Source organism: Agarivorans sp. JK6 (genome assembly GCF_045277145.1).
Lineage (GTDB): Bacteria > Pseudomonadota > Gammaproteobacteria > Enterobacterales > Celerinatantimonadaceae > Agarivorans > Agarivorans albus.
Map to the genome: position 1 here is coordinate 3,902,572 of NZ_CP113525.1, position 12,915 is coordinate 3,915,486.

At 44.8% G+C, this 12,915-nt stretch carries 11 protein-coding genes; 1 reads left to right on the forward strand and 10 read right to left on the reverse strand.

Annotation, left to right across the window (positions count from 1 at the left end; translation table 11 throughout):
- Positions 1-2 precede the first annotated feature (2 nt).
- From rpsF to OV592_RS17975, 6 genes are all read right to left on the reverse strand, one after another.
- Positions 3-437, reverse strand: coding sequence for a 30S ribosomal protein S6 (gene rpsF / locus OV592_RS17950; protein ID WP_016400823.1), 435 nt, complete (start codon positions 435-437; stop codon positions 3-5).
- A 196-nt stretch (positions 438-633) separates the two neighbouring features.
- On the reverse strand, positions 634-1,368 hold the full coding sequence (rlmB, locus tag OV592_RS17955; protein WP_016400822.1) for a 23S rRNA (guanosine(2251)-2'-O)-methyltransferase RlmB: 735 nt from the start codon (positions 1,366-1,368) through the stop codon (positions 634-636).
- Positions 1,369-1,370: 2 nt separating this feature from the next.
- Positions 1,371-3,887, reverse strand: a complete 2,517-nt coding sequence (gene rnr / locus OV592_RS17960) for a ribonuclease R (RefSeq protein ID WP_406609541.1) — start codon at positions 3,885-3,887, stop codon at positions 1,371-1,373.
- Positions 3,888-3,964: 77 nt separating this feature from the next.
- Entirely contained in the window at positions 3,965-4,684 is a 720-nt protein-coding gene (locus tag OV592_RS17965) for a tetratricopeptide repeat protein (protein ID WP_016400820.1), read from the reverse strand.
- Between the two features lie 425 nt (positions 4,685-5,109).
- Complete coding sequence (mdh, locus tag OV592_RS17970) at positions 5,110-6,039, reverse strand: malate dehydrogenase (protein ID WP_016400819.1); 930 nt, start codon at positions 6,037-6,039, stop codon at positions 5,110-5,112.
- Between the two features lie 180 nt (positions 6,040-6,219).
- Positions 6,220-6,927 (reverse strand): transporter substrate-binding domain-containing protein, encoded by a 708-nt coding sequence (locus tag OV592_RS17975; RefSeq protein WP_406609542.1) that lies wholly within the window; start codon positions 6,925-6,927, stop codon positions 6,220-6,222.
- Positions 6,928-7,116: 189 nt separating this feature from the next.
- Between OV592_RS17975 and argR the strand changes: the two genes are divergently transcribed.
- A complete protein-coding gene (argR, locus tag OV592_RS17980) occupies positions 7,117-7,584 on the forward strand; it encodes a transcriptional regulator ArgR (RefSeq protein WP_016400817.1) in 468 nt (155 codons plus the stop codon).
- Positions 7,585-7,603: 19 nt separating this feature from the next.
- Here argR and OV592_RS17985 read toward each other — a convergent pair whose 3' ends face one another.
- From OV592_RS17985 to OV592_RS18000, 4 genes are all read right to left on the reverse strand, one after another.
- On the reverse strand, positions 7,604-8,662 hold the full coding sequence (locus OV592_RS17985) for an ABC transporter ATP-binding protein (RefSeq protein WP_406609543.1): 1,059 nt from the start codon (positions 8,660-8,662) through the stop codon (positions 7,604-7,606).
- Between the two features lie 7 nt (positions 8,663-8,669).
- On the reverse strand, positions 8,670-10,352 hold the full coding sequence (locus OV592_RS17990; RefSeq protein ID WP_406609544.1) for an ABC transporter permease: 1,683 nt from the start codon (positions 10,350-10,352) through the stop codon (positions 8,670-8,672).
- Positions 10,353-10,453: 101 nt separating this feature from the next.
- Positions 10,454-11,488 (reverse strand): Fe(3+) ABC transporter substrate-binding protein, encoded by a 1,035-nt coding sequence (locus OV592_RS17995; protein WP_406609545.1) that lies wholly within the window; start codon positions 11,486-11,488, stop codon positions 10,454-10,456.
- A gap of 134 nt (positions 11,489-11,622) precedes the next feature.
- Entirely contained in the window at positions 11,623-12,894 is a 1,272-nt protein-coding gene (locus tag OV592_RS18000) for an ammonium transporter (protein WP_016400813.1), read from the reverse strand.
- Between the last annotated feature and the right edge of the window lie 21 nt (positions 12,895-12,915).

Below are 12,915 nucleotides of genomic sequence, written 5' to 3' on the forward strand. Positions count from 1 at the left end.
TCTTATTCTTCGCTAGCTGACTCTTCTTTAGCTTCTACTGCTGGAGCTTCTTCAGCTGCTGGTGCTGCTTCTTCACGACGAGCTGGACGCTCTTCGTCACGACGAGCTGGACGCTCATCTTTAGCTTTAGCAATTGGAGAGATCTCTGTAACAGCAGACTTAGTGCGCATGATCATGTTACGGATAACAGCATCGTTGAAACGGAAAGCAGTTTCCAATTCATCAACAACTTCTGCGCTAGCTTCGATGTTCAAAAGAACATAGTGGGCTTTGTGCAATTTTTCGATTGGGTAAGCCAATTGACGGCGGCCCCAATCTTCCAAGCGATGGATGCTACCGCCGTTATCTGTGATAACTGCTGAGTAACGCTCGATCATACCTGGAACTTGTTCGCTCTGGTCTGGGTGGACCATGAATACGATTTCGTAATGACGCATGATTGCTCCCTACGGGTTATAGCCTCGTTCATGGTACAGCCGAACCGAAGAGGCAAGGAACTAAAAGTAAAATGGCTGTTTTAGGGGCGCTGATTTTATGTGAAGGCGAGAATTTAATCAAGCTAAATTAAAGCCTCTGAATGATATTCCACGCAGAGGCTAGTAACTCAGTATTTTTGGCAGGGTAAATTGGGTATTAACGGCGCTGGCGCACCGCTTCAAAAAGGCAGATTCCTGCTGCAACCGATACGTTTAAACTTGATACAGCACCTAGCATTGGCAACTTCACTAGTTCATCGCAGGTTTCACGAGTTAAGCGGCGCATCCCGCTGCCCTCGGCGCCCATCACAATCGCCATTGGGCCCTGTAATTTACTGTCGTAAATAAACTGTTCGGCCTCACCTGCCGTGCCAACTACCCACACGCCTAGCTGCTGCAGTTCGCGCAGTGTTCTAGCAAGGTTAGTTACCACTACTAGCGGTACGGTTTCGGCTGCGCCGCAGGCTACTTTGCGCACAGTGGCATTTAATTGAACCGATTTGTCTTTTGGCACAATTACCCCAGCCACGCCGGCAGCATCGGCATTACGTAAACATGCCCCTAGGTTATGTGGGTCGGTTACCCCATCTAATACCAAAAACAGCGGAGCAGAGCTTGATTCCACCAGCTGCTTTAAATCATTTTCGTTATAACCACGGCCAGCTTTTACTCGCGCCACAATGCCTTGGTGTTGCGAACTTTCGGCTTTGTCGTCTAGGGCTTTACGTGGCATAAACTGAACCGAAGCGCCCAAACGACGCAGCTCATTCAGCAAGGGTAATAAACGCTCATCTTGACGCCCTTTTAAGGCATATACTTCGATAATTCGCTCAGGGCTGCGCTCTAGCAAAGCTTGCACTGCGTGCAAACCATAAATAACTTGTTGGCTCATGTTTAATTCTTCTGTTGTTTAACAGCGTTACGCTCTTGTTTACCAGGGCGCTGCTTACGTTTCTTTTTAGGCTTTTTGCGCGTTTTGGCATTAGCCTCATTATTTGATTTTGCCTTTTTGGCCGCTGGATCACGTTGCTGCCAAGGGCTAAAGCCACCTTTGTTCTCGCTGCTACTCTCATTGCTCTTCGATTTAGCAGTGCCGCGGCGTTTACCTTTATTTTTACTGTCGCGATGGCGTTGTTTCTTTTTACCATCCCTAGAGCGTTCGGAATCCCCGGTAGATTTAGCAAAGCGTTTGCCGTGACCACCATCTTTGCCAGTTCGCTCTGGGCGGTCAAATTCATCGGCCTGACCATCTTTATTAACGATGACAAATTCCATTTTACGATCGGCCATGTTTACCGAGGCTACTTTAACTGTAACCGCATCACCTATTCTAAAGCGCTTTCCGGTTTTCTCTCCCACCAAGATCTGGCGAGCGGCATCATAATGATAATAGTCGCCACGTAAAGAGTTGATATGTACTAACCCATCAATATGAAACTCATCCAAGCGGGCAAAAAAGCCAAAACCGGTGACTGCAGCAATGGTTGCAGGTAACACGGTGCCCACATGATCTTGCATGTATTCACATTTAAGACTGTCAGATACTTCGCGGGTGGCATCATCGGCGCGACGTTCGGTCATTGAACACACTTCGCCAAACTTATCCATTTCATCATCTTGATAAGAGTAACCACCGGTAACCGTCCATTTGTTTTTAACGGTTTTGCCGGCGGCCTCAGCTTCTAACTTATTAACTAGAAACTTAATCACTCGGTGCAATAACAAGTCTGGGTAACGACGAATAGGTGAAGTAAAGTGCGCATAAGATTTAAGCGCTAAACCAAAGTGACCAATGTTGTCAGGTTGATAGACCGCTTGCATCATAGAGCGCAATAACATGGTTTGAATAAGCTCAAGATCAGGTCGCTCTTGAATGGCTTCAACTAATTTAAAGTAGTCACTCGGCTGTGGCTCTTCGCCTCCGCCTAATGGCAGACCTAACTCGTTCAGGAAACCTCTAAAATTAGTTAAACGCTCTTTACCGGGGCGATCGTGCACCCGATATAAAATGGCTTGCTGATGCTTTTCTACAAACTTAGCCGCTGCCACGTTTGCCTGAATCATGCACTCTTCAATCATTTTGTGTGCATCATTACGGGTTAGCGGAACAATTTGCTCAATTTTGCGTTGGGCATTAAAAATAAAACGGGTTTCTTGCGTTTCTAGCTCAATACCACCGCGCTGGGCACGGCTTACTTTTAAAGCACTGTATAAGCGATGCAGCTCTTGCAAGTGCGGAACTTGTTCGGCGTAGCGCTGGGCTAAAGCTTCATCACCATCCAGAATCGCCGCCACTTTGTTATAGGTAAATCGCGCATGCGAGTGCATTACCGCTTCATAAAATTTATAACCCGATAAACGGCCAGCAGCGGAAATGGTCATCTCTGCCACCATACATAAGCGGTCTACTTTTGGGTTAAGTGAACACAATCCATTGGAGAGTTGCTCTGGCAACATAGGGATAACTTGGTCTGGAAAATACACCGAGTTACCACGATTTAGTGCTTCTTTATCGAGTGCTGCATCGGGGCGTACGTAATAAGACACATCTGCAATAGCTACCCATAAACGCCAGCCGCCAGACTTTTTCGCTTCACAATATACTGCATCATCAAAATCGCGCGCATCTTCACCATCAATGGTAACCAATGGTAGTTCACGCAGATCAACGCGGTTTTGTTTAGCCGCATCATCCACTTCTTCTTCAAGCTTACTAACGGCTTTAGTGACCGCTTTTGGCCACTCATGTGGAATATCGTGATTACGCAAAGCAACTTGCACTTCCATGCCCGGTGCCATTTTCTCACCGAGAATATCAATCACTTTACCTACAGCTAGCTTGGGAGCCGAAGGGCGACTTAGCACTTCAATCACTACCACTTGGCCTTGACGAGCACCCGCTGTGTCATTTTTGCCAATGAGAATATCTTGGTTAATTCGAGAATCGTCCGGCACGACATAGCGGTGATTGCCCTCAACAAAAAAGCGCCCCACTAACTCTAATTTACCTGGTTTTAATACTCGAATGACTTGGCCTTCACGGCGACCACGCTTATCCATGCTAGATGGCGCAGCCAACACAAAATCGTTATGGAAAACCTTGCGCATTTCTTTTGCGGGTAAGAATAAATCGGTGCCTTCTTGGGTAGTTTTTAAGAAACCAAAACCATCACGATGACCAATAATGGTTCCGGTCACTAAACCTAAACGCTCAGGTAAGGTATAAGCACCAATCCGCGTAGTTACCAAAGCACCTTCATCAAGCAACTCAGCAAGGCTTGCCGAGAACTGGCTTCTTTGTTCTTCACTACACAAGGCTTTGAGCCAGTCTTTAGAAACGGGGGCCATTTCTTCTGTTAAGGCAGCGAGTAAGGTCGATTTTAGTGTGGCCGACACAGCCTGATTTTGCATTAACTAACCTACTAAGTTGAGCAACAAAAAGTATTACTCTTCAAGAATAGCTCTATGTTAATGCTTTGCGCGTGGCTTTAGTAGGGTTGGTTGCTTGCTTTAGCTTTAACCACTACATATTCAGGCATTTTGCTAGCGAGAGCAGCCAATAATTGGCTGGCTTCACGGTGAGTTTGTTTGTCGGCAATGATTGAATGATGTAACCAGCGATAGGCATCTTCATAATCGTAAGGGCTGCCTTTACCTTCCACATAGAGTGATACTAAGCGCAACTGAGCGGGTAGAAAACCTTGTCCGGCAGCTTCACGTAATAATGGAATGGCTTTGGCGTAATCTTGCTGAACTAAGGTGCCCGTTGCGTAATAGCGACCTAATTGCTCCATGGCTGCTGCTAAACCTTGATTAGCCGCTCGCCACATATACATAACGCCAAGCTCAGGATTTGAATCAACACAGACTCCCCATGCCAGCATATCGCCCCATAAAAACTGATAGGCGGGAATCGCGACTTTTTCGGCCCGAGCCTCAATGTCTTCAACTAACTGGCAATCGTCTGCTTTCACCCGAGCAAGGTGCTGATTGTTGTTAATCCAAGTGATTAACTCGTCTTGCTTATAAAGCTGAACCGCTTCAATATCTGATGGACTGGTGTATTCGGTTGGATCAATAGTAACTGGCTCAGCTTGCTGTGCTGGCGTGTCTAATTCATCATCCACTGACAAGGCATCAATAGATTCTGCAAAGGCCGCTGAACTTATTCCCGCAGCAAGAAGTAGTGAAATGATCTGCTTATTCATAGCCGTTCCTATCGTCTTAACACTTAAGCTATCGGCATCATGCCAAAAAACTAAAGCCACTTTTATCTCTGATAATCTAAATGGCCATTTCTACGCTAAAGCTAGCTTTGAAGCTTGTTTAAGATTGGTTTAGCGCAAGTAAATGGGCAACAACAGCTTTATAATTAACCTGAATTAGAGATAAGGAAGTGACGATAACTCTGCAAGCCAGTACTTAATCTAGCTTCATGTTTCTGGCGAGATAGTTTTGCTTAGTTCAAGGCGAAGCCGCGCGCCTATTGCAAGTAGCTGCAACACCGAAATAAGTAGAAGAGGCCGTCAAAAACCATTTATTATCCCAAGCCTAGCTTAGTTAGGTACTTCGACAACATGCGGATACAAAAAAGGAGTGCATTGCACTCCTTATTAGGATTTAAAATTTGTAATTAAACAAATTCTACGCCTTTATCGATGTCACCGTGTAAGGTGTCTAACATGCCGTCAATTGCAGCTTTCTCAAATGCGCTAATCTCACCGTAAGGTAAGATTTCAGCAACACCTTGAGGGCCCAAACGCACTGGTTGAGCAAAGAACTTAGCATGCTCACTGCCGCCATCAACGTAGGCACACTCAATTACGTCTTCGCCTTGAGCTGCTTTAACTAAAGACAAACAGAAGCGTGCGGCTGCTTGGCCCATAGAAAGTGTAGCGCTACCGCCACCCGCTTTAGCTTCAACTACTTCAGTACCGGCGTTTTGAATACGCGTGGTCATCGCGGCAATCTCTTCATCGGTGAATGAAATACCATCTAACTGAGATAACAATGGCAAGATAGTTACACCACTGTGGCCACCAATAACGTTTAAGTTAATGTCGGCAGGGTTTAAGCCTTTTGCTTCAGCAATAAATGTTTCAGAGCGGATTACGTCAAGAGTCGTTACACCAAACAATTTAGCAGGGTCGTATACACCGGCTTTTTTCAATACTTCTGCAGCAATTGGCACAGTAGTATTTACAGGGTTAGTGATAATGCCGATACACGCTTTAGGGCAGGTAACAGCAACTTTCTCGATAAGGTTTTTAACAATACCAGCGTTGATGTTGAATAGATCTGAACGATCCATACCTGGCTTACGCGCCACACCAGCTGAAATAAGAACAATATCGGCACCTTCTAGGGCCGGGCTTGGGTCTTCGCCTGCAAATCCTTTAATGGCCACTTGTGTAGGGATGTGGCTCAAATCTACAGCAACACCTGGTGTTACTGGGGCGATGTCGTAAAGCGAAAGTTCAGAACCAGCGGGTAACTGAGTTTTTAATAGTAATGAAAGGGCTTGGCCAATTCCGCCTGCAGCACCTAATACGGCAACTTTCATCAAACTTCTCCATGCTTTTTGTAGTTGTAGAGGGGATGTCTATAGAGACAGCTGACAAGATAACGGAATCCGCCTCAAAATACAATTTAGCAACATTTTTAAAGCAAGTTTAAAACAGGAAAAGGTTGCCTTAATCACACTTTAACAATATGGCTTAAGACCTTGGTCTAACAGTATTTGTTAGTTAAAAAAGGACTGATATATTGTTTGGTAAGTGCCATTATTTTTTAACACTTTAAGCGCATGGTTGATTTGATTCAGCAGGTCTTCGTCTTGCTTGGAAACAGCCATTCCCAAACCACTAGCAGGATAGCTTTCATCAACTTGAATAACAAAGTTGGGATGACTCGCTAACCAGTAATGCGCAGCAGCGGCATCCAAAAACACCGCATCTATTTTCGTTTGTTCTAAATCATTAAGTGCCAATTGATAACTGGGGTAAGCAATCGACAAAATATCTGGTCGTTGCTCACGTAAAAAACGCATAAAGCTAGAACCGCTTTGCACTGCCACAACAGCGCTATTAGCCAAAACCTGTTCCGAGCTAGTTATATATACCGCCATGTTGTCAAAATACGCATCGCTAAAATTAACTAACTGTTTTCGCTGCTCGGTGATATCTAAAGCTGAAATCGCCAAGTTATAGTGCCCTGCCGCAACACTCGTCAGCAAACTGTCAAAAGGCTGATGGTAAAACTCACATTCTCTGTTTATTTGTATACACACCGCTTTGGCTAATTCGATATCAAAACCTACTAATTGCTTTTGCTCGTCAAAGGCTTCAAATGGTGGGTAAGAGGCTTCGGTAACAATTCGTAAGGGTTTATCTTCAGCAAAGGCTGAACTAAACACAAAAACAGGAAGAAGAATGAAAAGTTTAATCCACATAATCAACTACTCATCGAGTCGGATTGGGCTATCATAATTCAGCTTAGCAAAGGCTCACAACTAATTGTTATTAAATGCAATAATAATTCTGTGTCAGAGTATGCATTTATATGCATAAAACTAGAATAAAGTTGAATTAGAGTAAAAAGTTGGCGACAATGGCAACGGATTTATAAGCTCGGATCACCGATGAAATATAGCGATAAACAAGAACAGTTAATAAAAGCCTTTAAATCACTGTTAAAAGAGGAACGATTTGGCTCGCAAGCCGAAATAGTGACCGCCCTGCAAGAGCAAGGTTTCGAAAACATTAATCAATCGAAAGTGTCACGCATGCTAAGTAAGTTTGGCGCGGTGCGTACTCGTAACGCAAAAATGGAAATGGTTTACTGCTTACCAGCAGAATTAGGGGTTCCAACCGTTTCTAGCCAACTAAAAATCTTAGTATTAGAAATGGATTTCAATGACGCACTCATCGTTATCCACACCAGCCCCGGCGCAGCTCAACTAATAGCCCGTTTGTTAGATTCATTAGGCAAGGCTGAAGGTATTCTTGGCACCATTGCTGGTGATGACACCATTTTTATCACCCCTACTCGCCAAGTAGATATTGCCGATGTCTTCCAGTCAGTGAAAGAACTCTTTGAAGTTGGCTAACTAAGCCTAATTAGCTTCCCTAAAGCGATGCTTTAGGGAAGACAAATGCCGCATCCCCATCTACCGACAACCATACTTTTGTGCCAGCACTCGCCTGCCAATGATCGCGCATACGCGCATGTATTACCCGCTCAGGCATACCGCTTAGCTGCAATCTAAAGTGGGTTTCGTTACCCATTGCATGCACTGATATCACTGTAGCTTCTATCTGGTTTTTGTTTTCGAGCTGGTGTACCACGATATCTTTAGCCCGCACAATAATCTCTGCCATCTGCTGATCTTCGATGTCAGCTGCAGCAAATGCTCCAAGTGGCGTGTTAACTTTGTGCCCTTCAACTTCCACTTCAAAGCGATTGCTAGGGCCAAATAACGCTGCCACAAAGGCGTTTTTCGGATTGTTGTAAATTTCTTGAGGGCTAGCATTTTGCACAATCTCCCCCTTCTCCATCACTACAATTTTATCGGCGATAAACATTGCTTCTAGTGGATCGTGAGTCACCATTACCGCAGGGGTATTGGTTTTCTTCAGTACATCAAGGGTTTCTTCACGTACTTGCTGACGAAGATGCTCATCAAGCGCGGAGAAAGGCTCATCTAGCAGTAAAGTGCTTGGCTCTGGAGCTAAGGCACGAAGTAGAGCTACCCGCTGCTGCTGGCCACCCGACAAGGTATGCGGAAAGCGCTCTAACAAGCCTTGCATGCCCATATTATCTAGGCTTTCCTCAATCCAATTACGCCGCTTCGCAAGATCTTGCTGTTTACGTAAACCATACTCGATATTTTTACGCACACTCATATGAGGGAATAAGGCATAGTCTTGGAACATCATGCCAATGGCCCGTTGCTCTGGTGCTAGATGAATCGCTTGCTTAGGCGCAGCCACTAGCTTGTCTTGCAAGTAAAGCTCGCCACTTTGTAGTCGCTCTAAACCGGCGATAAGGCGTAACAGTGTGGTTTTACCACAACCCGATGGACCCAATAGCGCAACGATTTGATTCTCGCTCACTTCAATGCTGACATTTTTTAATGCCTGTTGTTCGCCGTAAAAATGATTAACTTTGCGTAAAACAATACTCATTGCGGGTTTATTGTCCTTGTGGGCGACGTTCAGAAGAACCGATATTTCGACTCATGATAATAACCGGGATAATGCCCGCCAGTAATATAGTTAATGCAGCCAAAGCGCTTTGCTCAAGCTGTTCTAAAGACGCCAAATCCCATACTTGGGTTGATAAAGTATCAAAATTAAACGGCCTTAGTATCAGGGTGATAGGCAACTCTTTCATGGTGTCTACAAACACCAGTAGCATGGCGGTGAGCACACTTGGTCGTATTAAAGGGAGATGAATTCGCCATAGCGTCTTACCTGAACGGCTACCAAGAATACGTGAGGCGTCATCCATTTCAGGAGTGATTTTGGTAAGGCTTGCGTCAAGCGTACGGTAACTTAAAGCGATAAAACGCAGCGAATAGGCTAATACCAAGGCGCCACCGGTGCCAGTGAGCAATAAGCCGGTTGGATAATCAAACCAGGCTTTCATTACGCTATCAACAGCATTATCAAACACACCAAGCGGGTACAAAATGCCTACTGCTAGCACCGCACCAGGGATGGCATACCCCAAGGTTGCAGCCTCGGCGATGCTGCGCATTTTATTGCTTTTAGATAAGCGAACCCCGTAGGCTAGCAACAAACCCAAAATCGTTGTTAGCAACGCGGCCATAATCGCCAAAGAAAAACTGTTCCAAGCACTATTTAAGTACTGCTCTATTCCTTGGTCTAAATTGCGTAATGCATAATTAGTTAACACCGTGATAGGCAAGATGAAACCAAGGCTAATAGGCAATAAACATAAAGCGGTGGCTAGCCATGCTTTAAAGCCCGAAAGCGGTTCGGCAAACATAGCGGGAGATTGACCAGTCAGCTTATAAAACTTACCAGCGTTGCGGCTATAGCGCTCTAAACCCAGCAGCAAGATAGAAAAACTCACCAGCATTAAGGCTATTTGAGCGGCGGCGGACAGGCTGCTCATGTTTAGCCACACATCAAATATTCCCGCGGTTAACGTAGGCACTGCAAAAAACTCTACCGTGCCATATTCATTAATGGTTTCCATTAGCGCTAATGTAACCCCAACCACAATGGCAGGTCGCGCTAGTGGCAATGCCACTTTAAAAAAGCTCTGAGTTTGACTTTTGCCTAGGCAGCGGCTCATTTCAAAAAGCTGTGCAGCTTGCTCTACAAAAGCAGCACGCGCTAACAAATACACATAGGGATACAGCACTAAACTCAATACCGCAATGGCGCCTTGAATGGAGCGAATCTCCGGAAACCAGTAGTCTCGTGCAGTTTGCCAGCCAAACAAAGCGCGCAAGCTTTTTTGTACAAAACCTGCGTATTCAAGTTGGTCAGTAATAACAAAGGCGAGTATGTAACTTGGTACCGCCAAGGGTAGCAATAGCGCCCATACCAAAACCGATTTCAGGGGAAAATTAAAGCGCGTGACCAACCAGGCCGCACCGGTACCCATTAAACTGGTAAATAAAGCCACGCCCAAACACAGCATTAAAGTGTTTTTAACGTAAATCCAAAATACCGTATCCAGTAAGTGTTGCCAGATTTCTTGGTTGTCGGCCCATGAGAGCATCAAAATGGTGGCAATAGGGACAATGGCTAAGGCAGCAATTGCTAAGGCAAGCCATACCCAAGGGTCAAAGCGTAAACGAGCTAACGAGAAAGGCGAAGTAGAATTGGCGGTAGTGCTCATAGCTTCCAAATAAAAAAACGGCACAGAGCCGAAAACTAATAAAGCTGACCTAAGGCCAGCTTTATTGACGCTTGCTAATAGAATAGCAAGTTTAACAACCTTTACATGTCATAGCCAACACGGTCAACTAAGCGTGCTGCTGCAGCACGTTGGTCTGCCACTTCTTGAAGGGAAATACGGTCAGCTTTGAAATCACCTAGGCTTTCAATAAACTCATCAGTTTTGATACCGGTGCGAACTGGTTCTTCGTAGTTGGCAGTAGCGTATAAACCTTGAGCTTTTTCACCAACTAAGAACTCTAACAACTTAATGGCATTCTCTTTGTTTTTAGCTGTTTTCAATAAACCAGCACCAGAAATATTAATGTGCTGACCACGGCCGCCAATGTCTTGGTCTAAGTATACAACGCGGATCTGCTCGGCCCACTCTTGCTGCTCAGGGCTCTTAGTGTTGTAGAACATCTTGCCCATGTAGTAACGGTTAGCAATCGCTAAATCACATTGGCCTTCGAAGATGGCTTTAGCTTGAGCACGGTCGTTACCTTGTGGCTTGCGTGCCAAGTTAGCTTTTAAACCTTTTAGCCACGTTTCTGCGGCAGCTTCACCGTCTTCAGCAATCACTGAAGCAATCAAACCAATGTTGTAAACATGCTTACCAGAACGAGTACAAATACGGCCTTGCCATTTTGGATCGGCTAAGTCTTTAAGTGAGTTAAGCTCACCTTCTTTAACGCGGTCTTTATGAGCATAAATAACCCGAGCGCGTGTGGTTAAGGCAAACCATAAGTTATCTGGATGGCGTAAGTGAGCCGGAACAACTTCGTCAATAACTGGAGAGTTAACGGCTTCAAATAAACCAGCAGCGCGCACTTCTTCCAAACGACCGATATCAACGGTTAGTACTAAATCAGCAGGATTGTTTTCGCCTGCCGCTTTGATCTTTTCAGCTAAACCTTTAGCAGCATGCACAACATTCACTTTAATGCCCGTTTCTTCGGTAAACGCATCAGTTAAAGGTTGTAACAAGCTTTGTTGGCGGTAAGAGTATAAGTTTACTTCTTCTGCAGCTAAGGCTGGAGTGGCAACCACTAGTGAAGCCACCATGGCCACTAATGAAGAGAATACTGATTTATTCACAAATGAGTCCTTCAATATATGTTAAACGCAAATCGTTATCATTTGACTTTAGATTAACATGAGACAACATCTTTCGCTATGTTTTAAAACAAAAAAAGGCCCGCAATGCGGGCCTTTTTTATTACTTTTTAATCTTAGCTAGAAGACTTAACTGTTACGAACTCAGGGTATGCATCGATACCACAATCAGCAATGTCCATACCGTTCATTTCTTCTTCTTCAGAAACTCGGATACCCATTACAGCTTTTAGGATGCTCCATACGATGAAGCTTGCTACGAATACCCATGCAAAGATAGTTAATGCACCGATGATTTGGCCAGAGAAGCTTGAACCATCGTTAGTTAGTGGAACAATCAATAGACCGAATAGACCAACTACACCGTGAACTGAGATAGCACCTACTGGATCATCAATCTTAATCTTATCGAAGAATACGATAGACGCTACAACCAATACGCCAGCTACAGCACCAAACAGAGTGGCTTGAAGCGCAGTAGGAGTAGAAGGTTCTGCAGTAATCGCTACTAGACCAGCTAATGCGCCGTTTAATAACATTGTTAGGTCTGCTTTACCCCAAGTAAGCTTACATACTAGTAGTGCAGCGATTGCACCAGCCGCAGCTGCAGCGTTAGTGTTTAAGAATACCATTGCAACAGAGTGAGCGTTTGAAGCATCAGCAAGTTTCAATACAGAACCGCCGTTAAAGCCAAACCAACCCATCCATAAGATGAAAGTACCTACAGTAGCTAGCGGCATGTTTGAACCAGGAATTGGGTTAACAGAACCGTTTTTACCGTATTTACCTTTACGAGCACCTAGTAGTAGTACACCGGCTAATGCTGCTGCAGCACCTGCTAAGTGAACAATACCTGAACCAGCGAAGTCAGAGAAACCAAGGTCGCCTAGGTTGTATAGACCGAATACGTCTGCACCGCCCCATGTCCAGCTACCTTCTAGAGGGTAGATGAAACCAGTTAGCACTACAGCGAAGATTAGGAATGCCCAAAGCTTCATACGCTCAGCAACTGCACCCGAAACAATAGACATTGCAGTTGCAACGAATACTACTTGGAAGAAGAAGTCAGAAGCACCTGAGTATACGCTGCCGCCTTCAAAGCCTTCTTCAGCTTTAGAAGCTAATACGCCACCTAGGTCAAAGGCTTCGATGCCTGATAAGAAGATACCGCCGTCATACATGATTGAGTAACCACAAATCAAGTACATGATACAAGCGATAGAGTAAAGAGCGATGTTCTTAGTTAGAATTTCAGTGGTGTTTTTAGCGCGAACTAAACCAGCTTCTAGCATAGAGAAGCCAGCAGCCATCCACATTACTAATGCGCCACACACCAAAAAGTAGAAGGTGTCGATGGCATATTGCAGTTGATAAATTTCGTTTTCCATAATTACTTCCCCGTAATCCCT

What these genes read in the sequence shown, in the direction of transcription:
- rpsF (WP_016400823.1), bottom strand. Translation starts at nt 437, where the DNA reads ATGCGTCATTACGAAATCGTATTCATGGTCCACCCAGACCAGAGCGAA.
- rlmB (WP_016400822.1), bottom strand. Translation starts at nt 1,368, where the DNA reads ATGAGCCAACAAGTTATTTATGGTTTGCACGCAGTGCAAGCTTTGCTA.
- rnr (WP_406609541.1), bottom strand. Translation starts at nt 3,887, where the DNA reads ATGCAAAATCAGGCTGTGTCGGCCACACTAAAATCGACCTTACTCGCT.
- OV592_RS17965 (WP_016400820.1), bottom strand. Translation starts at nt 4,684, where the DNA reads ATGAATAAGCAGATCATTTCACTACTTCTTGCTGCGGGAATAAGTTCA.
- mdh (WP_016400819.1), bottom strand. Translation starts at nt 6,039, where the DNA reads ATGAAAGTTGCCGTATTAGGTGCTGCAGGCGGAATTGGCCAAGCCCTT.
- OV592_RS17975 (WP_406609542.1), bottom strand. Translation starts at nt 6,927, where the DNA reads ATGTGGATTAAACTTTTCATTCTTCTTCCTGTTTTTGTGTTTAGTTCA.
- argR (WP_016400817.1), top strand. Translation starts at nt 7,117, where the DNA reads ATGAAATATAGCGATAAACAAGAACAGTTAATAAAAGCCTTTAAATCA.
- OV592_RS17985 (WP_406609543.1), bottom strand. Translation starts at nt 8,662, where the DNA reads ATGAGTATTGTTTTACGCAAAGTTAATCATTTTTACGGCGAACAACAG.
- OV592_RS17990 (WP_406609544.1), bottom strand. Translation starts at nt 10,352, where the DNA reads ATGAGCACTACCGCCAATTCTACTTCGCCTTTCTCGTTAGCTCGTTTA.
- OV592_RS18000 (WP_016400813.1), bottom strand. Translation starts at nt 12,894, where the DNA reads ATGGAAAACGAAATTTATCAACTGCAATATGCCATCGACACCTTCTAC.